Genomic DNA, 21420 nt, shown 5'->3' on the forward strand with positions numbered 1-21420 from the left:
GTGTGCTGGGTGAAGGCTCAGATCTTAGTAGGCGCGCAACGCAAAGCCGCCTAGCCAAACGTAAACGCATAGCCCCGTGCACCCGCATCCAGAAACTCGATCTCCACCGTGCGCTGCTTCACCGGGCCCTGCTGGCGCACCAGCTGGTAGAGCCGCGTGGCATCGACCTGGCCGTAGCCCTGGGCATCGACATCGCTGCCGTGGTGGATGCCAGGGGACTGGCCGTCGATGGTCAGGCGAAAGCGCAGCGGGCTGGCACCGGCGGCGCCCAGCACCAGGTTCGCATCGCGGGCCTCAAAGCGCAGGGCCAGGCGGCCGCCGGCGCTATTGGCTTGTACCCACTCGGGCTTCAAGGTCCAGTTGCCCTGCAAGGTCCAGGTGTTGAGGCGCAGCGCCGCTGGCTGGTAGTCCGTCGGCTTGTCGGGGGCGGGGCGACCTGCCAGGCGCAGGCTGCCGCCCTTGTCGTAGCCCAGGTAGAGCTCGGGGCTGCGCAGGCTGGCGGTGTCGGCGGCCATGCCCAAGCCCTGGGTGTCGGGGACGGTGTTTGCAGTAGACGCAGCTGCCGTTGCCGCCGAGGGCACCTGGGCTTCGCGCAGCAGCTCGTTCAGCGCGCGCTCGGTCGCCGCATAGCCGCCTTCGCCAAACTGGTGGTGGCGCACCCGCCCTTGCGCGTCGACCAGGTAGAGGGCCGGCCAGTACTGGTTGTTGAAGGCGCGCCAGATGCGAAACCCGTTGTCCTGCACGACGGGGTAGCTGATCTTGAGCTGCTGCAGGGCCTTCTCGACATTGCTGCGGTCCTTCTCGAAGGCAAATTCAGGCGCATGCACCCCCACCACCACCAGGCCGCGATCGGCATACTTTTGCGCCCAGGCATTGACATAGGGCAGGGTGCGCAGGCAATTGACGCAGGAGTAGGTCCAAAAATTGACCAGCACCACCTTGCCGCGCAGTGCGGGGATGGACTGAGGCGCAGCATTCAGCCATTGCGTGCCGCCGTCCAGGCTGGGGCGGGTCGATTCCACCGGCAGGGGGCTGGTGTAAGGGGCGCCTGGGTTATTGCCCGCCAACTCGGCAGCTTGGGCGGAGGGCATCGCCGCTTCCAGCAGGCTGCTTTCCAGCCCATTGCTGCCCAAACCGCTCAATGCGCCCGATTGTGCAAGCAGGCGGCTGTCCAGCCCGGTGGCCACGGCCAGCACGGCAGCCAGCATCGCGGCGCCTGCAACACGCCGGCCGCGCTCGCCCGGCAGCCAATGGGCCCGCAGCCGCGCCAGTGTGCCGGCGCTGATGCGCATGGCCGCCCACAGGGCCAAGCCGGCACCGGCCGCATAGCACAGCAGCAGCAGGCTGGTGGTGGTGCCGGGCCCTGCCAATGCGGCACCCGACAGCAGCAGGCCCAGTACCGGGCCGGCGCAGGGCGACCAGATCAGACCGGTGGCCGCGCCCAGCAGCGCGGAATGCAGCCAGCGCTGCTGAGGTTGTTGGGTCGCCAGCTTTTCTCCGATCTGCACCAGCGGCCGGCTCCACCAGGCGGCCAGGCGGGGGAACAGCAGGGACGCAGCAAACACGCCCAATCCCAGCAGCGCCAGGCTCCGGCCCCACTGGCTCAGCTGCACCGCCCAGGTGCCGGCAGCGGCGGCCAGCGATGCGGCTGCGGCAAAGGCCAGCGCCATGCCGATCAAGAGTGGCAGGCTGCCGTGGCGGCTGGGTTGGCCCTGGCGTGCAAAGACAAAGGGCAGAACGGGCAGGATGCAGGGGCTCAGCACGCTGAGCACCCCGGCGGCAAAGGCAACAAGGTACAAGGCCATGGCAGCTCCTTTAGTGGCTGGTTAAGGGCGGGCTTATATGCGGGTGACGTCGATGACGGCCTGGGCAAAGGCGGCGGGCGCCTCTTGGGGCAGGTTGTGGCCAATGCCGCCTTCCAGGTTGCGGTGCTGGTAGGGGCCGCTGAACTTGGCGGCATAGGCAGCAGGCGCGGGGTGCGGCGCGCCATTGGCATCGCCCTCCATCGTGATGCTGGGCACGGCAATGCGGGGCGCGCTGGCCAGCCGGGCCTCCAGCGCATCAAAGCGCGATTCGCCTTGTGCCAGTGCTATGCGCCAGCGATAGTTGTGCACCACGATGGCGACATGGTCGGGGTTGTCAAATGCCTGGGCGCTGCGCTGGTAGGTGGCATCGTCAAACTGCCATTGGGGCGAGGCCTGCTGCCAGATAAAGCGGTTGAAGGCGGCGGGGTTGGCGGCATAGCCGTCGCGGCCCCGGTCGGTGGCCAGGTAGGACTGGTACCACCAGGCATATTCGGCCGCAGGCGCCTGGGGCTTGGCATTGGCCTGGGGGTTGCCGATCAGGTAGCCGCTCACGGACACCAGGCCGCTGACCCGCTCGGGCCAGATCGCCGCCATGATGCAGGCGGTGCGCGCGCCCCAGTCAAAGGCGCCCAGCACGGCTTGGCGCACGCCCAGCGCATCCATCAGCGCAATGATGTCCTGCGCAACCGCGCCTTGCTGGCCGTTGCGTGCTGTGCTGGCCGACAGAAAACGCGTGCCGCCGTAACCGCGCAAGTAGGGCACGATGACGCGGTAGCCCGCTGCCGCCAGGCGCGGCGCCACATCGACAAAGGCATGGATGTCATAAGGCCAGCCGTGCAGCAGGATGGCGACGGGGCCGTTGGCGGGGCCCGCTTCGGCGTATTCCACCCGCAGGTCGCCGGCATCGATCTGCTTGAGCGGGCCAAAGCTGGTGGCGCCTGCCGGGCTGGCGGCGCGCGCGCTGCTGGCCAGCAAGCTGCCCATGGGTGCCAGGGCCAGGCCCAGGGCGGCATGGCCCAAGAAGCTGCGGCGGGAGGAGGTGGTGATCGGGTTCATGGAGGGCCTTTGCTGGGTGAAGGTGGTTGGGGTGCTCAGTGCCGAAACTTGTTTGTCTTGGCTGTTAGCTAGTAGACCGCTGCCATGTATGTGGCATGTGTCATGCGTGCCCCCAAATGCATGGCCGTGTAGCACGTGGCGTGGGCAGATACACAGCTATACAAAGCCGTGATGGCCGACCCCGAAAACGCCACCGCCACCTGAAAGGTGGCGGTGTGGGGTGTGATGGGGGCTGCTTGGCGGTCTTAAGCGCGGGGCCCGCGCTTGCGCAGCGGCGTACTGCTGCTGGCCAAGGGGCAGGGCCTGCCTGCGGGCGAGGCGATCTCAGCGGCGGCGCAGCCCAGCAAGAACATGCAGGCATACAGCCATTTGCGAACACTAAACATCCTGGGCCTCTACCTGGCTGGCAAACACATAGCCTTCGCTGCGCACCGTCTTGATATAGCGCGGCTCGCGGGCATCGTCGTTCAGGCATTTGCGCAGGCGGCTGATCATCAGGTCGATCGAGCGCTCAAACAGCTCGGCCTCGCGCCCCTGGGTGATGGACAGGATCTGGTCGCGGCTGAGCACCTTTTGCGGGTGGTCCACCAGCACGCGCAGCAGCCGGTATTCGGCGCCGCTCAGCGACACCATCACGCCATCGTGGTCCAGCAGCACGCGCTCGACGGTATCGAGCCGCCAGTCGCCAAAGGCCAGAAAGCGCGCCTCCTCGCTGCTGCGCATATTGGGCGGCAGCATGCGGGTGCGCCGCAGTACCGATTTGATGCGTGCCAGCAGCTCGCGCGCGGCAAAGGGCTTGGGCATGTAGTCATCGGCGCCCATCTCCAGCCCCAGCACCCGGTCGGTCTCATCGCCGCGTGCCGTCAGCATGATGATGGGCGTGGTCTTGAACTTGCCGGCGCGCAGGTCGCGGCACAGGGTCAGCCCGTCTTCTCCGGGCAGCATCAGATCCAGGATGACCAGGTCGAACGGGCCGGCGGTCTCCAGCAGCTGCCGCATATGCCGGCCCGTGGGTGCGGTGGTCACACGCAGGCCATTTTTTTGCAGGTAGGCGCTGACCAGGTCGCGGATATCCCGGTCGTCATCCACCAAAAGGATGTGGTCGCTGGCAGGGGAGGTGCTTGTCATGGCAGAAGGTTGGGGTGGTGTCAGTGGGTGGCAGTGGGTTTCAGCGGGTGGCCGGCAACTGCAGGCTGGCGCGCAGGCCGCCTTCGGGGCGGTTGTGCAGGCTCAAGGTGCCGCCCAGCGACAGGCTCAGCTGGTGGGCAATGGCCAGGCCCAGGCCGGAGCCGCCGGTGTCGCGGTTGCGGGAGGCCTCGACCCGGTAGAAGGGCTGCAGCACGGCTGCAAGCTGCTCCTCGGGGATGCCAGGACCGGCATCGCAGACATCGATGCACAGATGGCCGGCTTGCAGGCGCAGATGCACATCGGCGCGCTGGCCGTATTTCAAGGCGTTGTCGATCAGGTTGCCCAGAATGCGGCGCAGCGCATTGGGGCGGGTGCGGATGGGCTGGCCTGCAGCGCCGTCCATCGTCACCGGGCTGCCGGTGTCGGCATAGTCATTGACGATGCTGCGCAGCAGCGCATCCATGTCCAGGCGCCGCACTTTTTCGTCGGAGCCCTGCAGGGTCTTGGCATAGTTCAGGCCTTCCTGCACCAGGCTGCGCATGGCCTCCAGGTCCTGGCGAAACTTGTCGGCATCGGGCATGTCGTCCATCAGGTCCACCCGCAGACGCATGCGGGTGATAGGGGTCTGCAGATCGTGCGAGATAGCGGCGAGGATTTGCATGCGCTCGTTCAGGTAGCCGGCCATGCGCCGCTGCATGGCGTTGAAGGCGCGTGCGGCGCGCACCACCTCGGCGGGGCCGGCCTCGGCCACCACGGTGGGCTGCAGGTCGGGGCCCAGCTGGTCGGCCGCGGTGGCCAGCCTCTCCAAAGGCCGGGTGACCAGGCGCACCGCCAGCCAGGCAAGGCCTGCCAGCACCAGCAACTGGCCCAGCAGCAGCCAGGTGACCCAGCCCGATACCGGCATCGGCACGCGGCGCGCCACGATGTACAGCGGTGCGCCGTCGCTCAGCCGCAGCTGGATGCGCACGGCATCGGGCCGGTCGCCCAGCTGGCCCATCGCCAGCACCGGAAAGGGCTGCAAGGCATCGGCCACCACCTGCGCAAAGCGGGCCAGCGCCGGGTCGGTGGGCGCGGCGTTGCTGACCGCACCCTCCAAAGAAAAACTGTAGTTGGGCCGTTCGAGCTTGGGGAACCAATCCTGGCGCTCGTTGGCCGGCAGCCGGTCGATCAGCGCGACCGAGCTGGCGATATCGCGCTCGACCCCGCTGATCATCAGCCGCATCAGCGCCTGCTCACGTTCATGGCGAATGGCCATATAGGTGAGCAGCTGCGCCACCCCCATGCCCAGCACCACCAGCAAGGCGACGCGCGCCAGCAGGGTGGAAGGGACAAGCCGTTGAAGAATGCTGCGCATGGAGGTCAAGCCGGATGGGGAGCGAAAGGGCGATCAGGCCACGGAAAGATCGACCTGGATATTGCCGCGTGTCGCCTTGGAGTACGGGCAGATCTGGTGCGCCGCCTGCACCACGGCCAGCGCCTGGTCATGCGCCACGCCCTGCACACTGACGTTGAGCCGCGCCGCCAATGCAAAGCCCTCGGCGTTTTGCACCAGGTCCACCTCGGCATCGACCGCCAGGTCAGCCGGCAGCTTGACGCCCAGCGGCTGCGCCGCGCGTGCCATCGCGCCCATAAAGCAGGCCGACCAGCCCGCCGCAAACAGCTGCTCGGGGTTGGTGCCCGTGCCTGCCGTGCCAAACTGGGTCAGGCGAATATCCAGATGCCCGTCATCGCTGCGCGATGCGCCGGAGCGGCCGCCAGTGGTCGTCGTGCGGCCGGTGTAGAGAACCTTGTCTTGTGCTGCGCTCATGGTCAAATCCTTTGGGAGGTGTTGTTTTGTCAAACTGACGGAGCGATTGTTCAAGCCCGTGGCGCTTTGGCAAAGGGGTTTTCTGACCGAATGTAGCGCTGGGAGAGGCAGTGTACAAAACTATACAAAAGTGTTGGGTGTCGAGATTGGCAGGCTGCTAGGCTGGGTGCCCCATGACAGGAAATCGCGGAGAAATAAAGTGGCGTGGCCTTGGCGATGGTCCTGAAGAGGCTTAGGAGTTAGCGATGACGAATCCACTTAACACAGCGCAGCTGCCGAACTTTGACATGGCAGAGCATTTGAAAACGGATGAAGAGGTGGCCGCCTATTTGACCTTGGTGATGGAGGAAGAAGATCCTTCCGAGCTTGCGCATGCCCTGGGTGCGATTGCGCGCGCGCGTGGCATGGGCGACATAGCAAGTGCCAGCGGCCTGACCCGAGAGGCGCTGTACAAGGCGCTGCGTCCGGGCAGCCATCCGCGCTTTGAAACCATTTGGCGTGTGTGTGCAGCGCTCGGTGTTCGCCTGGTTGCGCAGCCGATCAATCCCTAGAATTTGCCTAACCATTTGGGAGTGGCCGGAAGGCGCTGGACCTCACGAATCTCAAATGTCACACCGGGTATGACGCAACTGATCGATCTATGAAGGCGAAAAACTTTGCCGAGCGAGTACTTAAGGTGAACCATGCAGGGGAGCATGGCGCTGTCAATATCTATGCCGCTCAGATCCTGGTCGCGCGATGGACTGCGCCGACAATCGTTCCAACGCTCCAGGCATTCAAGGCGCATGAAGAATCGCATCGCACCATCTTCTGGGACGAGCTTCAGCGCAGAGGTACCAGCCGTTGCCGCAGCTATTGGTTGTGCGGACTTGGTGGATTTGCACTGGGCTCAATAACGGCACTTTTCGGATTGCAGGCGATTGCTGCAACGACCGCTGCTGTAGAGCGCGTCGTGCTGGGCCACTTGAAGCATCAGATCCACTTGCTGGAGTGTCAAGATGATGCTGCGGTCGCGGCCATTGCAAAAATCGTGGCGGATGAAGAGCAGCATCTGGAGCAGTCGGTGATGCATCTGGCGCCTGGCCAGTTCTGGCCCAAAGTGTTGACACCGGTGGTCGCTGCATCGACACAAACCGTCATCTGGTTGGGAATTCGGTTATGAGGGCTTGTTGGAACGCCTACGCGCGACGAAGCAATACCAAGCACGAAAAAGTCCTCTAACCCCAGCCTGGGTGGGCTGAGGTTATCTCCTTTAACGCCCAAGCACTGACCCTATACATCGCCAATAGGCTGGAGCGCATCAATGCCATAGACCGTGACGGCTTACCGGTCCGTCCGGGCCGGTACCGCTTCATTGAGGAGGACCGAAAGGCTTGGGCAGAAGAGGGGCGCAATAATGCGCCACACCTCAACACTCCCATTCCTGCCGTGCTACAGTTACGCCGCTGCGCCAGTAAAGCGCAGCCGGGATTGGCGTCCCGGAGCATCTCCACGACGTAAGCCGTGGTCTCTATTTCGCAGAGTCTGCGGCTCTCTTGTCTGTGCCCCGGTTTATGGTGGCTCGGATGGGGGAGCGAAAGCTCCGCCGGTTCTCGCAGGAGGTGCCCGGTACGCCAACCTGTTCGAGCTACCGCCTTCTATTGGCGTGGGAGGGGGTGGTTTTAGCAAACTGCACCACCTGGAGTCCACCATGGCTCAGTCCTCCCTCGCGCGCATCTCTGCGCCCACTTCCTGCATGGGCGAAAGCGCCCTTATCCAACTCCGTCTCGACGCGCACAACGCGCTGCACATGGCCGTACAGGGACTACAGCCTGTACTGCGCAACCTGTCCCGCAGTCAGGAGGCGTCATCATGAACAGCAATCCCCAAACTGCCCGCGCGGCAGCAAAAGCCGGCTCATCCGTGGATTGCAGCTCGGATACCTCCAGCCCGGATACCGCTTATGCCGATGCCATCCAAGCCCTCGCTGACCTTGGCGACCAGCCTTTGGACATTCACGAGATCTGCAGGCTCCGCAGGGCTGGCGGCTTTACGGACGACCTGGCGCTGACGGAGTGTGAAGCCCAAGCGATCAACACGCGTTTGTATGGCTTGAGTGCCATATCGGCTCTGCTGATTGGGGCGGATGATGACGGGTCGTTCAAGCTGAGCAAGTGGCTGCAAGGCGGTCTGCACAGCGCTTTGTATGCCCTGACGGAGGATGCGCAGGCGGTGCTGCATCGGGCGAATGAGAAGGCTGCCGAGGGGCAGAAAGGTGCCGCAGGATGAATGACAGCACTTGCCTAGTTTGAGAGTGCGCAGACCGCTCTCGGCAAGCTGTCTATAGGAGAGTTGATCGAAAAATATGCGTTGTATGGAGGTCTACGAGACTTTTCAGAAGATTTAACAGACGGCGTATGTTGAATCTTTGACCTCGGTTAGGCATGGCTGGAATCGAGTGGCCGTTCTTAGTCAGTTTATTTGTGGATGAATACAAAGTAGTTAAATGCATGCATCGAATGCATTCGAGGAGATTGCCATGGCTATGTTGACAGTTCGAAACCTTCCTGAAGAGGTGCACCGTGCTCTGCGCGTCCGTGCTGCCCAGCACGGTCAGAGCATGGAAGCGGAGGCGCGCGAAATACTCGAATCCGCGATCAGCCCCAAGGGGCGCGTGAAGCTGGGTTCACTTCTGGCCGACATGGGCCGCCAGGCCAAGCTAAGCGATGAAGAATTCGCGGTGTTTGAACAGGCGCGCGACAAGGCGTCTGCACGGCCAGTCAGCTTCGAATGATCCTGCTCCACACCAATGTGATGTCAGAGCCACTCCGCCAGGCACCTGAGCCGCGAGTGATCGAGTGGATCGACGCCCAGGCAATGGAGACCTTATTTCTGTCCTCCATTACCGTGGCAGAATTGCGGGCGGGTGTCGCCCTGCTGCCGATCGGCAAGCGGCGAGCAGGCCTGCAAGAGAACTTGGAAAAGCGCGTGCTACCGCTGTTTGCTGGCCGGGTGCTGCCCTTCGACTTGGCCTGTACTCCAGCCTACGCGGCATTGATGTCGAAGGCTCGCAATGCTGGCTTGGCTATTGCCACGGCCGATGGTTACATCGCGGCAATCGCGGCTGCCAACGGGTTCGCTGTTGCGACCAGAGATACCGGCCCATTCGAGGCTGCAGGCGTTACCGTCATCAACCCATGGCAGGCGAAAACCTTTTGAAGCTAAGTTCAAGCAGCGGCACAGATCGCGTCGTCGACCTGATGCGCCTCCATCTCAAAGTCGACAACTAGTTGGTTGGGCTGTCCGACCATATGGCTGAGAGGTGGGCTGCGTGAAGTTACCTCCAGGGGCAACCATCGGCTAGTGCTAGAAGCTGTGCGACCACTGTTCAAGGATGGTAAGTCAGGAGATTCGGGTGCGCCGCTGGTGCGCCCGTGAATCGAGCTGGAGGCCGCTGTGACCATGGTGGGCGTAACCGTGGGTGTGGTCATTGGTGTGTTGATTGGCGCGGTGCTGGTCTTATTGGGTGGCGCTGTGGTGCTGTCGGTCAGCGCGATGTTGCTGACTTTTGGGTGCGCGGTGGTGATGGGGTTGGTGTTTGGCTGGATGCCGGCGCGGCATGCGGCGCGGTTGGAGCCTGTAGTGGCGTTGGGTGGTTAGAGGGAGGGTGCGGGCTTCTACGGCAGCGGTCGCGGTCACCGACTGTGGCGGCTTCCCGACCCAGCCGGGCCGCTACCGCGTCAGTCATGAGTGTCGACAGTCTCGGGCAGAGAAGGGGATTCAATAATGCGCCACGCCTTAGCTATTCCATTCCTACCGTGCTACGGTTACGCCGCTGGGCCAGTAAAGCGCAGTCGGGATTGGCGTCCAGGAGCATATCCACGACGTAAGCCGCGGTCTCTATTTCGCAGAGGCTGCGGCTTTCTTGTCTGTGCCCCAGTTTACTCGGATGAGGTAGCGAAAGCTCCGCCGGTTCTCGCAGGAGGTGCCCGATACGCCAACCTGTTCGAGCTACCGCTGTTAGGGCCGATGCAATCTTGACCCCCAACTGATCAGATTTGCACCGGCATTAGCACTGTCTAGATCGTTCTCAATCATGTGCTCCCAGACTCAGCAAATGGTCCAGCCGGCCTGGGAGAGTTGCGCGATCACTCGTTCATCTCGCGCTCTGGTTTCGTCGAGTTTCGCCCGCCAGAAATCTACCCGTGTGGCAGGAGCTTGGTAGTGCAAATGACAGCCGTGCCAGAAGCAGCCATCTACGAAGACGGCGACCTTCTAGCGTGGAAACACGAAGTCAGGTCTTCCTGGCAATTTGGTGTGAAGCAAATACCGCATGCCCAGTCGCCAGCAGGCCTTACGCAGCAGGATCTCAGGCTTGGTATCACGTCCGCAGATGCTGGACATGCAGAGACTGCGCTTCTCCGGCGTCAATACATCGGAGGGCGCATTTACAGCAACGCAACTGCTCTCGTCAGTCGTCGCCGGCGATGTGAGCTTCTTGCGGTGCGAATCCAAAGTAGTCGGGATCGAATGACAATGAATCTACCTTGACACCAGTGGGCATGGCCTTAATAGTGTCCACGATTGGCTTGAGTAGTGGCGCAATGTTCTTGGCGATACGGAAGGCGCAACCTGATTCGCTGACGTTGTACAGACGGCATAGACTGTATGGGACCCCGCTGCTCAGCGCATGATGGATTTCGCTTAACGACAGGTGAATTGGATTCGAATACGGCCCCGCAGTGCTCTTGGCATCAATATGGCGGATCTCCCCATCTGTGCGCATGATCTTGAAGTCGAAGGGCGAGATCGCATTGATTTGCGATGTCCATTCATGAGAGGCTACGTTGATTGGCTTTGACAGGGTGAAGTGCTGGTTGAGCAATTTTTCACCGAGGTGTCCTACGGCTTCTGCATTGGCTTTGGCTTTCGCCAATTCGGAAGCGCTGATACCGCGGGCACCGCGCTTAATGATCAGCTTTTCGGTAGCTTCGCCCCCACCGCGGCCGACATCTTCCAGCAGATCTTTGTCCAACCAATCGCGAATAGGATGGTCCACCGGCGGGTTGCCTGCTCGAATAGCTTGCTCGATTTGATCCTCCGAAAGAATCGTCATCGCCCCTCCAGGGAACGCCGCTGCAAAGGCTGCGTGGGTGCTTAAATCTCCAGCATCTGCTGCGGCAAGAAGAACCATCTTGACGGCATTTGGCGAGCCTGCTCCAGAAAACTCAAGCAGTGCAAAATCATCAGGCAAGAGGGCGTCGTATCGAGTAGGCTGGTGATCAGGGTTATAGATGACCTCGCCGTTTAGGCGCCAGTTCTTCTCCTGCTTGAGGATTTTTCGCATCAGCAGATCTGGTGCGGCCCCACCCGGGCCAATCACCGTCAATGCGACTGGTGAGCGTTGGTCTGGTAGTGAGTCGATCACTGCGGTCAACGAGGGGAAAAAAGCAGTCTCAATGACTTTCTTGTCGAGGTTGAAGCCCTTTTGCGCGACCTTCGGATGCTTCGTGTAATAAGTGTGAAAAAAGGACAGATCAGACGCTGTGAGCTTCTTGAGGGCTAGTTTTTTCGACATGCTTGCTTGTGAGTTGTTCGTAAATGTGATCCGCCAACGCCTTGGCCAACAAGGCAGGCACAGCGTTACCGATTTGCTTGAATGCGGGGTTCATTGAGCCTGTCAATATAAAGCCGTCCGGAAACGACTGCAGCCGGGCAGCCTCTCTCACCGAAATTGTCCGGGCCTGTTCGCTGTCATAGTGAATATGCGAATAGCCATCTTTGCCCAAGTGCGCCATCAAAGTGCGAGCTGGAGCGATGGCTTCCATCTTTCTCCACTTGTTAGGGAACTTAGATGCGTCGTAGGGTGGCACGGTAGCGGTCCAGAGATCTTGATAGTCCTTGGATGTCGGCCCCAACGGTCTGCCGGTCTGCTTGCGCAGCACCGAGATTCGCTCCTCGAATAACTCAACGGCGTGCTGATGCGCTTCAGGGTACTGGTCGCCTGGATTCATGCGGCGAAAAATCGCGTAGTCCCGCGGCAAGTAACGGATGACATGGTCTTTGACGCCCACGTCATTTTCGAACCCAGGCCATGAGCGCATGAGCTTGGCGTAGGGATTGAGTTCAGAGGCGAGGCGCGAGTAGGGTGTCAACTCATCAAGGCGTCGCGCCCCCTTCTTCATCTTGCCCTCCAGATGACCTGTGATGGATGGAAGATCCCCAAGAGCATCCTGAGCGGTTACCGCCGGCAGGCAGGTGTCAGGATTAGCGACTGGCGGCGAAACGAAGAACGAGGTGTCTCCGTCAATCAGATCACGGTGGACTGTCTGGAGCGCGACTTGACGGGTACCCTCGTAGCCCTTGGGCATGTCGATCCAATGCGTCGGTTGCGGGAAGGTGATTTCATCCGCAATCTCCGCCGCAATGGCGATCAGGAACATGCGTTCGCGCATTTGCGGTACGCCGAAATACACAGAATTCAGCAGTGTGTACTGGCATTTGTAGCCCATCTCGGTGAGGATCTCGCAAGTTTCCTCAGCGACGTTATGCCCACCGTAATTCAAAACGTCCGGCACGTTCTCCATCAGGATCGCGATAGGCTTCAACTCGTTGACATAGTGCAGATAGCGCAGGTAAAGATTGCCGCGTGGATCTTGCAGGAATGCTTCGGGGTGGTCTGCTACTTCACGCAGTTTCGCCCGGCCGACTCGAGCAAAAGCTTGGCAGGGCGGGCCGCCGACGACGACATCCACATGCTGGTCAACCTTGCCGGCGAGGCCGAAGGCCTTCATCAGATCGAGAGGCTCGATCTTGGTGATGTCCTTTGCAGTTGCATGCATCGCATATCGATCATGCGGTTGATCCGACATGAAATTCAGCGCGTGGGATCGGGCGGCATCAGGATCAAATTCAACTGCACCAATGCTCTTAAAGCCAGCGGCATCAAAGCCGAGCGACAAGCCGCCGCAACCGGCGAAAAGATCAAGGGTTCGGGGGGCATTGCCCGCTAGCATTCGGGCATGCTTTTGTTTAACCAGCGCGGGCGGCAAGGGGGTGAAGTTGCGATCTGTCATATGCTCGTCCGTTGATCAAAGTCCGGCAAGGAATTCCTTCGCGCGCGACCGTTGAATTGTATTGTTGACCTGTGAATATAGCCAGTAATTTTTAGGTGCTGCATTTGCTATTGTGATCGCACGCTCATTTCTTGATGTTCCCTCCAGGGCCGTATGTCCGGCACAAATTTGGCACAGGCAAGCAGGGAAAATTTGGGAAATATCCAGGCAAAAAAAAACCGCCACTAGGGGCGGTTTTCATAGGGGGGAGCCCCCTTATCTTGGTGCCGGAGAGATGAATCGAACACCCGACCTTCTCATTACGAATGAGCTGCTCTACCGACTGAGCTACACCGGCGTTAGAGAGAAATTATAGCGTGAAATTTTGGCTCTCAGACCAAATTGCGGAATTTATGCTTCCGTGTGGTAGCGGGTGATGCGCTCGACCTCGTTCTTCGAGCCCAGGACCACGCTGACGCGCTCGTGCAGCTTGGTCGGCTTGATGTCGAGGATGCGTTCGCGGCCGTTGGTGGCGGCGCCGCCGGCTTGTTCTACCAGCCAGCTCATGGGGTTGGCTTCGTACATCAGGCGCAGCTTGCCGGGCTTGTTGGGTTCGCGCTTGTCCCAGGGGTACATGAAGACGCCGCCACGGGTGAGGATGCGGTGCACGTCGGCGACCATCGAGGCGATCCAGCGCATGTTGAAGTCCTTGTTGCGGGGGCCTTCCACACCGGCCAGGCATTCGTCCACATAGCGCTTGACGGGGGCATCCCAGTGGCGCATGTTGCTCATGTTGATGGCGAATTCCTTGGTGTCTTCGGGGATGCGCACATTCTCCTGGGTCAGCACAAAGCTGCCTTGCTCGCGGTCCAGCGTGAACATGGCGACGCCGTCGCCAAAGGTCAGCACCAGCGTGGTTTGTGGTCCGTAGACGCAGTAGCCGGCAGCCACTTGCTGGGCGCCGGCCTGCAGGAAGTCGTCTTCGGTCACGCCAGGGTGGCCTTCGGGCTTTTTGAGCACGCTGAAGATGGTGCCGATGGACACGTTCACATCGATGTTGGACGAGCCGTCGAGCGGGTCGAACATCAGCAGGTATTCGCCTTGCGGGTAGCGGTTGGGCACCAGGTAGATGCTGTCCATCTCTTCGGAGGCCATGGCGGCCAGGTGGCCACCCCATTCATTGGCTTCGATCAGCACTTCGTTGGCGATGATGTCCAGCTTCTTCTGCACTTCGCCTTGCACGTTCTCGCTGCCGGCGGTGCCCAGCACATCGCCGAGCGCGCCTTTGTTGACGCTGTGGCTGATGCGCTTGCAGGCGCGGGCCACCACTTCGATCAGCAGGCGCAGCTGGGCGGGGATGAGGCCGTCTACGCGTTGCTGCTCGACAAGGTAGCGGCTGAGGGTGATGTTTTTCTTCATGGGTGGAACTCCTTCAAACTTGGTCAATCTGGGTGGGCTCAGCGCTTGGGCTGGCGCGCTGGCTGTGGGGCTGACGGTTGGGCCGGCTGTTGCGGCGGGGGCACTGCTTCGCGGCCATTCAGCTCGTTGCGCAGTTGTTGGGCGCGGGCCAGTTGGTCGCTGTGGCCCTGGGCGCGGGCGTATTGCTCATAGGTGCTGAGCCACTGCCGCGCTTGCTGCGGGTCATTTTGTTCATGGGCCAGCACCATCAGCTGAAAGTAGCTGTCGTACACGGTGGCGTGGTCGCCCGCGCCAAGGGCGATCTGCAGGCGCTCTTGCAGGTAGTTGCGGGCGGCATCCACCTGGCCGAGCATGTAGCTGTTCTGCGCCAGGTTGGCCAGCAGGCCGCGCAGGCGCGGGGTCTCGCCCATCACTTGCAGGCGCTCGCGCGCCACGGGCAGCAGCCGCTGGTTGGCTTGCAGCGCCTGGCGGTACTGGCCTTGCTCATGCAGCACATAGCCCAGGTCTTCGTAGATGCCCAGCACCTGCAGCTGCGTGGGGAAGTCGGCAGCCTGCGGGATGGGTGTGCTGTTGTCCCAGCGCATCTGCGTGGGCAGCTTGGCCACCTGTTGCAGCGGGTAGCGCACGGCCAGGGTCTGCACCTGTTTCAGCGCCGCCTCATAGCGCCCGCCTTCTGCCAACCAGCGGACGCTGGCAATGCTCAGCTCCAGATGCGGGTAGGCCCATTGCGGATCGCTGGGCTTGGGCATGGCCGTGATGGCCTTCTGCGCTGCCAGGCCCGCCTCAGACGGCATGCCACGGCGGTTGAAGAGGGTGGCCTGGGTGTAGTACAGCCGGAAAAAATCCAGCGCCGGCGCCTTGGTGCGCTTGAGTATGGGTTCGAGCGCCTGCAGGTCAGCGCTCATCGCACTGCCGCTGAAGCGCCCGCCTTCGGTAAACACCGCTGCGTAGAGCGGTGCAAAGCGCTTTTCAAAATTGTTGTTGCCCGTGGTGGGCAGCGCAGCTTCGGCCGGGGATGTGGCTACCGCATTGGCGTTGCCGCCGGTTTGTGCGGTGGCCAGCAAGGGCATGGCTGCAGCCAGGCTGGCCAGGGCAGCGATGCCCTGGGCCAGCAGCTGTTGGCGCATGCCTTGGCGCATCAGTCCGCCATCGCGCGCGTGATCACTTCGCGCACATCGTTGCTGAGCTTGGGCTTGGCGGCGACCTTGGCAATCGCGTCGCCTGCTGCGCTGCGGTAGGGCTCGGGCAGCTTCTTCCAGCGGTCCAGCGCGCGGGCCAGGCGGGCAGCGACTTGCGGGTTGAAGGCGTCCAGCGCCACCACCTGCTCGGCCCAGAAGGCGTAGCCCGCACCATCGGCGCGGTGGAAGCCACCGGGGTTGCCGTTGCAGTAGCTGAAGATCACGCTGCGGGCGCGGTTGGGGTTCTTGATGTTGAAGTCGGGCTGCTTCATCAGCGCGCGCACGGCGGGCAGGGCGCTGCCGTTCAGGTCCGGTGCGCTGGCTTGCAGCGCAAACCACTTGTCCAGCACCAGCTCGTCGTTCTTGAACATCTGGTGGAAGCTCTGGATCGCCGATTCGGCCAGCGGGCTGCCGCTCACCACCAGTGCGCTCAAGGCGTTGTAGCGGTCGGTCATGTTGCCCGCGTCCTTGTAGCGCTGCAGGGTCTTGCCAGGCCAGACCTTGTCGCCCGATTCACGCGCAGCCACGCAGAGCATCAGCAGCGCGTGGCCGGCCAGTGCGCGCTTGCCGGCGCTCACCGCGTCGGGCACATAGGCGCCGGTGTGGCTGCATTCGTCGTAGGCCCAGGCCCAGTCGGCGGCCAGCTCGGTGGCCAGTTGCTGGCGCATAGCTTCGCGCACCGCGTGCACGGTCTGCGGGTCGACCTGGTCGAGCTGTTCGGTGATATAGCCTTCGGATGGCAGGGTCAGCGCCAGGTCCTTGAAGGCGGCGTCGAGCTGCGGATCGCGCAGCACGTCGCGCATGGCTTGCACAAACGATGCGGGCAGCAGATTGGCTTGCGGCGCAGCAGCATCGGCACCAGCGGCGCTGCGTGCGGCAATGGCTTGCAGCGCAAAGCGCAGGCCCAGGCGTTGGCCGGCTTCCCAGCGGTTGAAGGCGTCTTCGTCGTGGGCCAGCAGGTGCAGGAGCGCGTCGTCGCTCTCTTCGATCTGCAGCACCACCGGGGCGCTGAAGTTGCGCAGCAGCGATGGGGCAGGGGCCTGCTCGACACCGTCAAAGACGATGGTGTGCGATTCCTCGGTCAGCACCACGGTGTGGTTGGTGGCGCTGTGGGCGATGCTGCTGAGCGCCTGGCTGGGGCGGATGTTCAGCGGCAGGCTGCGGCCATCGGCTGCCAGCAGGCCCAGCGTGACGGGGATCACAAAGGGCTCTTTGCCTGGCTGGCCCGGGGTGGGCGGGCAGGACTGGGTCAGGGTCAGGGTGTAGGTCTGCGCTTCTGCGTCGTACACACCTTGCGCGGCCACGCGAGGCGTGCCCGATTGGCTGTACCAGCGCTTGAACTGCGGCAGGTGCTGGGCCAGTGGCGAGCCGGGGTTGGCATCGGCAATGGCCTGGGCGAAGTCGTCGCAGGTCACGGCCTGGCCGTCATGGCGCTCAAAGTAGAGCTTCATGCCCTTGGCAAAGCCTTCGCGGCCTACCAGGGTGGACTGCATGCGCACCACTTCCGAGCCCTTCTCGTAAATGGTGACGGTGTAGAAGTTGTTGATTTCGAGGTAGCTGTCCGGGCGCACGGGGTGGGCCATGGGGCCCGCGTCCTCAGGGAACTGCACGGTGCGCAGCACGCGCACATCGTCAATGCGCTTGACGGCGCGGGCCGAGGCGCTGCCAGCCATGTCCATGCTGAACTCCTGGTCGCGGAAGACGGTGAGGCCTTCCTTGAGCGAGAGCTGGAACCAGTCGCGGCAGGTGACGCGGTCACCCGTCCAGTTGTGGAAGTACTCGTGGCCCACCACCGACTCGATATTGGCGTAGTCGGCATCGGTCGCGGTGGCCTGGCTGGCCAGCACGTACTTGGTGTTGAAGATGTTCAGGCCCTTGTTCTCCATCGCGCCCATGTTGAAGTCGCTGGTGGCGACGATCATGAAGCGGTCCAGGTCCAGGCTCAGGCCAAAGCGGGCTTCGTCCCAGGCGATCGAGGCCATCAGCGAGTTCATCGCATGCTCGGTCTTTTCCAGATCGCCAGGGCGCACAAAGACCTGCAGCAGGTGTTCGTTGCCGGCGCGGCTCTTGATCTTTTGCTCGCGGGCGACGAGGTTGCCAGCCACCAGCGCAAACAGGTAGCAGGGCTTTTTGTGCGGATCGACCCACTTGGCAAAGTGGCGGCCTTCGTTGCCAGGCCCTTGCAAGTCGCCTTGCTCGACCAGGTTGCCGTTGGACAGCAGCACCGGGAACTGGGCCTTGTTGGCGCGCAAGGTCACGGTGTACATGGCCATCACATCGGGACGGTCCAGGAAATAGGTGATGCGGCGAAAGCCTTCGGCCTCGCACTGCGTGAAGAACGAGCCATTGCTGGTGTACAAGCCCATCAGCTTGGTGTTCTTCTCGGGCATGCAGGTGGTGAAGATCTCCAGATCCACCGGGTCGCTGCCCTCGGGCAGGTTCTCCAGCACCAGGTCCGAGCCGTCCATCTTGAACGAGGAGGCGGCGCCATTGACCATCACGCGGGCCAGGTTCAGCTCGTCGCCATTGAGGTGCAACGGCTGCGCTGGCACATCGGGGTTGCGGCGAATGCGCATCTTGTTGAGCACGCGCGTCTTGGCCGGGTCGAGGTCAAAAGTCAGGTCGACCGTATCAATCCACCATGCCGGGGCCTGGTAGTCGGCGCGGTACACGGTGTGTGCTTGTCCTTCACGCATCATGGAGCTTCTCCAAAAATTGGTTGTTGAGCAGGGTCGAGAAATCGGGCGCCCATGCCACTACATGGGGGCCGCTGAGTTGCTGTGCATCGTGCGTGGTGCCAATGCCCACCGCACGCATGCCGGCGCGCCGCGCCGCTTCAATGCCGTGCGGCGCATCTTCAAACACGATGCAGGCGGCCGGGTCTATCGCCAGGCGCTCGGCCGCCTTCAGAAAAATATCGGGGTGGGGCTTGCCAGGCAGGCCCTCGTCGCCACGCGCAATCGCCTGGGCCGGGGGCTGCATCTGCAGGTTGTCCAGCACAAAGCGTACATTGTCCTGGTCGCCTGCGGTGCTAATGGCCACTTTGAGGCCCATGTCTCGCGCCTGGGCATGAAAGCGCGCAAAGCCATCCACCGCGCAGAAGTTGGCGGCAAACAGCTCGCGGTAAATGCCTTCCTTCTCGGCGGTGATGCGCTCGCTCTCTTCGGCGCTCACCGTGCGGCCCATCAGCGCGCAGGCGCATTCAAAGGCGTTCTTACCAGTGGTCTGCGCCATGAAGGCGGGCACATCCAGATCCATGGCGTGGCGGCGTGCGTATTCCACCCAGGCCTGGGTGTGCCAGGGCATCGAGTGAACCATGGTGCCGTCCATGTCAAAAATCAGGGCTTCGATCGCGGGCATTGGGCTTGTCTTCAGGTCCGTATCGGCTGGGAGGCCCAGCCAATCGATAGAGGGGCTGTGGCACACCGCATGCGCGGCGGGGAGGGCGCGCTGCATAAGGTGGGCCACAGGTTTTTAAACGCCTTGCTTGAGCGAGGCTTCGATGAACACGTCCAGGTCGCCGTCCAGCACCTTTTGGGTGGCGGAGACTTCGACGTTGGTGCGCAGGTCCTTGATACGGCTGTTGTCCAGCACGTAGCTGCGGATCTGGTGGCCCCAGCCCACATCGGTCTTGGTGTCTTCCAGCTTTTGCTGCTCTTCCATGCGCTTGCGCATTTCAAAGTCATAGAGCTTGGAGCGCAGGCGCTGCCAGGCCACATCGCGGTTGCTGTGCTGGCTACGGCCATCCTGGCACTGCACGACGATGCCGGTCGGGATGTGGGTCAGACGCACTGCCGAGTCCGTCTTGTTGATGTGCTGGCCACCCGCGCCGGAGGCACGGTAGGTGTCGGTACGCACATCCGAGGGGTTGATGTTGATCTCGATGGAGTCATCAATCTCGGGGTAGACAAACAGTGACGAGAAGCTGGTGTGGCGGCCGCCCGACGAGTCAAACGGGCTCTTGCGCACGAGGCGGTGCACACCGGTTTCGGTGCGCAGCAGGCCAAAGGCGTACTCGCCCTCGACCTTGATCGTGGCGCTCTTGATGCCGGCGACGTCGCCCGGGGTTTCTTCTTCGACGATGGCCTTGAAGCCCTTGCGCTCGGCGTACTTGAGGTACTGGCGCAGCAGCATGCTGGCCCAGTCGCAAGCCTCGGTGCCACCGGCGCCGGCCTGGATGTCGATAAAGCAGTTGAGCGGGTCGGCCTCGTTGCGGAACATGCGGCGGAACTCGAGCTCCTCGATCAGCGGGCGCAGCTTGGCAGCCTCGGCTTCGATGGTTTCGAGCCCGGCGTCATCGCCTTCTTCCTTGCTCATCTCGAAGAGCTCGGTGTTGTCCGCCAGCTCGCTGGTCAGCTTCTGCAAGGTCAGCACGACGGAGTCGAGTGCCTTCTTTTCCTTGCCCAGTTCTTGGGCCTTCTTGGGATCGTTCCAGACGCTGGGGTCTTCCAGCGAGGCGTTTACCGTGCGCAGTCGTTCGTACTTTGCATCGTAGTCAAAGATACCTCCGAAGCTCTTCTGTCCGGCTGGACAGGTCTTCGAGGGTGTTGCCGATTTGGTTGATGCGTTCTGCTTCCATGTCACTGTGTCCTATTATTGCGGTCTAGCCTGCTATTGTCGCATGCTGGCAGGGCTTGGCCGGCCAGTGGTGCTTTAGGGCATATGCTTGATAAATAATGTTTTTGCTGCCGCTGCGCGGCGTTTGCGGCGGCGGTCGGGGCGGGGCTCACTTCCAGGCAAAGCGGGGCTGGTCAAAATGCGCCACCCGGGTGGGCTGGCCGCGCAGGCACACCTCGCGGAACTGGTACAGAAATGCGGCCGTGGGCGCGGCCACCCAGCTCTTGCCCATGGGCATGCGCAATACCGGATGGGGTGAGGCATCGGTCTGCTCCAGCATCGGAGAATCGCTGCGCAGCAGCTCGGCCAGCGGGATGCGGTGCACGCTGGCCACTTCGTCAGGGTTGGGCTGCAGCTGGGCCGTGGCGCAGGCCCACACCACCACCGGGGTAATGACAAAGCCCGAACGCGTTGCGTAATCATCGAGGCACCCGAGCACCTGGCTAGGCGGCAGCAGCAGGCCTGCTTCTTCATGCAACTCGCGCAACGCGGCTTGCGCGGCCGTCTCGCCGGCCTCGATGCGGCCACCGGGCAGCGCCCATTGGCCTGGGTGGTTGCGCAAGTGCAAGGCGCGGCGGGTCAGCAGCAGCGCAGCCTCATTGCTCCACTGGGCGGGCCGCTGCATGCCTTCGAGCCCGGCGCCTGGGCCTTCGTCCAGCAGCACCAGCGCGACCGCTGCCTGCGCCTGGTCGCTACCGCCCATGCGCTGCACCTCAAAATGCTGCAGGCTGTGGTGGATGCGCGATCGCAGGGCGTCGCTCAAGGCTAGGGCGTTGGTCATAGGGCTGCTGCATTGTAGAAGCGGCCCGGCGAGCCTGGGGGCGCCGGCGAGACAGTGGCCGTTGCCGTGGCGGCTGATGGGGCCGCATCAATTGGGGTGGATCTTGTGGCGCAGGCAGACCTGGAACATCCAGCCAAAAGCTGCATCAGGGCCAAACTGTGCGGGCAGTGATTCGCCCTGTGCCAGCAGCAGCTTGCCGTGCATCACGCTGGCACTGCCGGGGAGGGACGTAATCAGTATCTCGGGGCCACATCCCCCTGGCAGCAGCACGCGCAGGGTCTGGCCTGGGCGGAAGTGGAGGGGGCTTTGCGGTTCAAAGATCAGCCGAACGGTGCCATGGCCGTGTCCGCTGGTATCGCAAAGCATGCAATGGACGATGCCCTGGAGGGATGGTTGCGCAGCGAATGGAACTTTGCCGGGATGCCCAGGCGCCATGCCGCTGGAGGCCCGTGCTTGCCTGCCGTGTTCAACGCACTGCTGGCAGTGGATGTCAGTGCACGGGGTGGGCAGGCTCTTGCCGATTCTCAGCCGTGGCTCGCGGGGCTTGTCCGGGCGGGGGAGTGGCGGAGGGTGGCTATGGTGGTTGGGCGGCTGG

Annotated in this window: 21 protein-coding genes and 1 tRNA gene; 6 read left to right on the top strand and 16 right to left on the bottom strand. The window is 62.5% G+C overall.

Annotated elements, in window-relative coordinates:
• Positions 1–50: 50 nt before the first annotated feature.
• The 5 genes from LPW39_RS16550 to LPW39_RS16570 form a co-directional block, all read right to left on the bottom strand.
• Positions 51–1805 carry a cytochrome c biogenesis protein DipZ gene (locus tag LPW39_RS16550; RefSeq protein WP_230777705.1) on the bottom strand — a complete coding sequence of 585 codons (1755 nt, stop codon included), beginning with the start codon at positions 1803–1805 and terminating at the stop codon, positions 51–53.
• 33 nt (positions 1806–1838) lie between these two features.
• A complete protein-coding gene (locus tag LPW39_RS16555) occupies positions 1839–2861 on the bottom strand; it encodes an alpha/beta fold hydrolase (protein WP_230777708.1) in 1023 nt (340 codons plus the stop codon).
• 378 nt (positions 2862–3239) lie between these two features.
• A complete protein-coding gene (locus tag LPW39_RS16560; protein ID WP_230777723.1) occupies positions 3240–3989 on the bottom strand; it encodes a response regulator in 750 nt (249 codons plus the stop codon).
• Positions 3990–4029: 40 nt separating this feature from the next.
• Positions 4030–5343: an ATP-binding protein gene (locus LPW39_RS16565; protein WP_230777734.1), complete on the bottom strand. Its 1314-nt coding sequence runs from the start codon at positions 5341–5343 to the stop codon at positions 4030–4032.
• Positions 5344–5376: 33 nt separating this feature from the next.
• Positions 5377–5796, bottom strand: a complete 420-nt coding sequence (locus tag LPW39_RS16570) for an Ohr family peroxiredoxin (protein ID WP_230777744.1) — start codon at positions 5794–5796, stop codon at positions 5377–5379.
• Between the two features lie 245 nt (positions 5797–6041).
• Here LPW39_RS16570 and LPW39_RS16575 point away from each other — a divergent pair, with 245 nt between their 5' ends.
• The 6 genes from LPW39_RS16575 (at position 6042) to LPW39_RS16600 (ending at position 9435) form a co-directional block, all read left to right on the top strand.
• Positions 6042–6347, top strand: a complete 306-nt coding sequence (locus tag LPW39_RS16575; RefSeq protein ID WP_230777746.1) for an addiction module antidote protein — start codon at positions 6042–6044, stop codon at positions 6345–6347.
• Positions 6348–6436: 89 nt separating this feature from the next.
• Positions 6437–6958 carry a demethoxyubiquinone hydroxylase family protein gene (locus LPW39_RS16580; protein ID WP_230777748.1) on the top strand — a complete coding sequence of 174 codons (522 nt, stop codon included), beginning with the start codon at positions 6437–6439 and terminating at the stop codon, positions 6956–6958.
• 689 nt (positions 6959–7647) lie between these two features.
• On the top strand, positions 7648–8064 hold the full coding sequence (locus tag LPW39_RS16585) for a hypothetical protein (protein ID WP_230777750.1): 417 nt from the start codon (positions 7648–7650) through the stop codon (positions 8062–8064).
• Positions 8065–8314: 250 nt separating this feature from the next.
• Positions 8315–8569 carry a FitA-like ribbon-helix-helix domain-containing protein gene (locus LPW39_RS16590; RefSeq protein WP_230777753.1) on the top strand — a complete coding sequence of 85 codons (255 nt, stop codon included), beginning with the start codon at positions 8315–8317 and terminating at the stop codon, positions 8567–8569.
• A complete protein-coding gene (locus LPW39_RS16595) occupies positions 8566–8994 on the top strand; it encodes a type II toxin-antitoxin system VapC family toxin (RefSeq protein WP_230777756.1) in 429 nt (142 codons plus the stop codon). The genes LPW39_RS16590 and LPW39_RS16595 overlap by 4 nt, the downstream gene beginning before the upstream one ends.
• A gap of 237 nt (positions 8995–9231) precedes the next feature.
• The gene (locus LPW39_RS16600) at positions 9232–9435 is read left to right on the top strand and encodes a hypothetical protein (RefSeq protein ID WP_230777760.1); all 204 of its coding nucleotides are present in this window, start codon (positions 9232–9234) and stop codon (positions 9433–9435) included.
• 615 nt (positions 9436–10050) lie between these two features.
• On the opposite strand, the gene LPW39_RS23620 is transcribed toward LPW39_RS16600, so the two are convergent.
• From LPW39_RS23620 to LPW39_RS16650, 11 genes are all read right to left on the bottom strand, one after another.
• Positions 10051–10290 carry a PDDEXK family nuclease gene (locus LPW39_RS23620; protein ID WP_407928864.1) on the bottom strand — a complete coding sequence of 80 codons (240 nt, stop codon included), beginning with the start codon at positions 10288–10290 and terminating at the stop codon, positions 10051–10053.
• On the bottom strand, positions 10247–11353 hold the full coding sequence (locus LPW39_RS16605; protein WP_230777763.1) for a protein NO VEIN domain-containing protein: 1107 nt from the start codon (positions 11351–11353) through the stop codon (positions 10247–10249). Before LPW39_RS16605 ends, LPW39_RS23620 begins: the two co-directional genes overlap by 44 nt.
• On the bottom strand, positions 11313–12851 hold the full coding sequence (locus tag LPW39_RS16610) for a DNA cytosine methyltransferase (RefSeq protein ID WP_230777766.1): 1539 nt from the start codon (positions 12849–12851) through the stop codon (positions 11313–11315). Before LPW39_RS16610 ends, LPW39_RS16605 begins: the two co-directional genes overlap by 41 nt.
• A gap of 261 nt (positions 12852–13112) precedes the next feature.
• A tRNA-Thr gene (locus LPW39_RS16615) sits at positions 13113–13188 on the bottom strand.
• A 53-nt stretch (positions 13189–13241) separates the two neighbouring features.
• Positions 13242–14249: a class 1 fructose-bisphosphatase gene (locus LPW39_RS16620; RefSeq protein ID WP_021026772.1), complete on the bottom strand. Its 1008-nt coding sequence runs from the start codon at positions 14247–14249 to the stop codon at positions 13242–13244.
• A 38-nt stretch (positions 14250–14287) separates the two neighbouring features.
• Positions 14288–15388 carry a tetratricopeptide repeat protein gene (locus LPW39_RS16625; RefSeq protein WP_230777768.1) on the bottom strand — a complete coding sequence of 367 codons (1101 nt, stop codon included), beginning with the start codon at positions 15386–15388 and terminating at the stop codon, positions 14288–14290.
• On the bottom strand, positions 15388–18126 hold the full coding sequence (gene pepN / locus LPW39_RS16630; protein WP_230777771.1) for an aminopeptidase N: 2739 nt from the start codon (positions 18124–18126) through the stop codon (positions 15388–15390). The genes LPW39_RS16625 and pepN overlap by 1 nt, the downstream gene beginning before the upstream one ends.
• Complete coding sequence (locus LPW39_RS16635) at positions 18116–18787, bottom strand: HAD family hydrolase (RefSeq protein ID WP_230777774.1); 672 nt, start codon at positions 18785–18787, stop codon at positions 18116–18118. The genes pepN and LPW39_RS16635 overlap by 11 nt, the downstream gene beginning before the upstream one ends.
• Before the next feature lie 114 nt (positions 18788–18901).
• Positions 18902–20006, bottom strand: a protein-coding gene (prfB, locus tag LPW39_RS16640; protein WP_230777775.1) for a peptide chain release factor 2 whose coding sequence is annotated in 2 segments (ribosomal slippage) — positions 18902–19924 and positions 19926–20006 — 1104 coding nt in all. Because the reading frame shifts where the segments join, the coding sequence is not laid out codon by codon here.
• Positions 20007–20153: 147 nt separating this feature from the next.
• Complete coding sequence (locus LPW39_RS16645; protein WP_230777776.1) at positions 20154–20825, bottom strand: NUDIX hydrolase; 672 nt, start codon at positions 20823–20825, stop codon at positions 20154–20156.
• An 87-nt stretch (positions 20826–20912) separates the two neighbouring features.
• Positions 20913–21191, bottom strand: a complete 279-nt coding sequence (locus tag LPW39_RS16650; RefSeq protein WP_230777777.1) for a hypothetical protein — start codon at positions 21189–21191, stop codon at positions 20913–20915.
• Positions 21192–21420 lie beyond the last annotated feature (229 nt).

Origin of the sequence: Comamonas koreensis, from assembly GCF_021026195.1 — a bacterium.
Lineage (GTDB): Bacteria > Pseudomonadota > Gammaproteobacteria > Burkholderiales > Burkholderiaceae_C > Comamonas > Comamonas koreensis.

Coding starts and splice junctions, on each gene's coding strand:
- LPW39_RS16635 (WP_230777774.1), bottom strand. CDS start 18,787: ATGCCCGCGATCGAAGCCCTGATTTTTGACATGGACGGCACCATGGTT.
- LPW39_RS16610 (WP_230777766.1), bottom strand. CDS start 12,851: ATGACAGATCGCAACTTCACCCCCTTGCCGCCCGCGCTGGTTAAACAA.
- LPW39_RS16605 (WP_230777763.1), bottom strand. CDS start 11,353: ATGTCGAAAAAACTAGCCCTCAAGAAGCTCACAGCGTCTGATCTGTCC.
- LPW39_RS16590 (WP_230777753.1), top strand. CDS start 8,315: ATGGCTATGTTGACAGTTCGAAACCTTCCTGAAGAGGTGCACCGTGCT.
- LPW39_RS16565 (WP_230777734.1), bottom strand. CDS start 5,343: ATGCGCAGCATTCTTCAACGGCTTGTCCCTTCCACCCTGCTGGCGCGC.
- LPW39_RS16575 (WP_230777746.1), top strand. CDS start 6,042: ATGACGAATCCACTTAACACAGCGCAGCTGCCGAACTTTGACATGGCA.
- LPW39_RS16585 (WP_230777750.1), top strand. CDS start 7,648: ATGAACAGCAATCCCCAAACTGCCCGCGCGGCAGCAAAAGCCGGCTCA.
- pepN (WP_230777771.1), bottom strand. CDS start 18,126: ATGATGCGTGAAGGACAAGCACACACCGTGTACCGCGCCGACTACCAG.
- LPW39_RS16620 (WP_021026772.1), bottom strand. CDS start 14,249: ATGAAGAAAAACATCACCCTCAGCCGCTACCTTGTCGAGCAGCAACGC.
- LPW39_RS16580 (WP_230777748.1), top strand. CDS start 6,437: ATGAAGGCGAAAAACTTTGCCGAGCGAGTACTTAAGGTGAACCATGCA.
- LPW39_RS16550 (WP_230777705.1), bottom strand. CDS start 1,805: ATGGCCTTGTACCTTGTTGCCTTTGCCGCCGGGGTGCTCAGCGTGCTG.
- LPW39_RS16650 (WP_230777777.1), bottom strand. CDS start 21,191: ATGCTTTGCGATACCAGCGGACACGGCCATGGCACCGTTCGGCTGATC.
- LPW39_RS16595 (WP_230777756.1), top strand. CDS start 8,566: ATGATCCTGCTCCACACCAATGTGATGTCAGAGCCACTCCGCCAGGCA.
- LPW39_RS16555 (WP_230777708.1), bottom strand. CDS start 2,861: ATGAACCCGATCACCACCTCCTCCCGCCGCAGCTTCTTGGGCCATGCC.
- LPW39_RS16560 (WP_230777723.1), bottom strand. CDS start 3,989: ATGACAAGCACCTCCCCTGCCAGCGACCACATCCTTTTGGTGGATGAC.
- LPW39_RS16570 (WP_230777744.1), bottom strand. CDS start 5,796: ATGAGCGCAGCACAAGACAAGGTTCTCTACACCGGCCGCACGACGACC.
- LPW39_RS16625 (WP_230777768.1), bottom strand. CDS start 15,388: ATGCGCCAAGGCATGCGCCAACAGCTGCTGGCCCAGGGCATCGCTGCC.
- LPW39_RS16645 (WP_230777776.1), bottom strand. CDS start 20,825: ATGACCAACGCCCTAGCCTTGAGCGACGCCCTGCGATCGCGCATCCAC.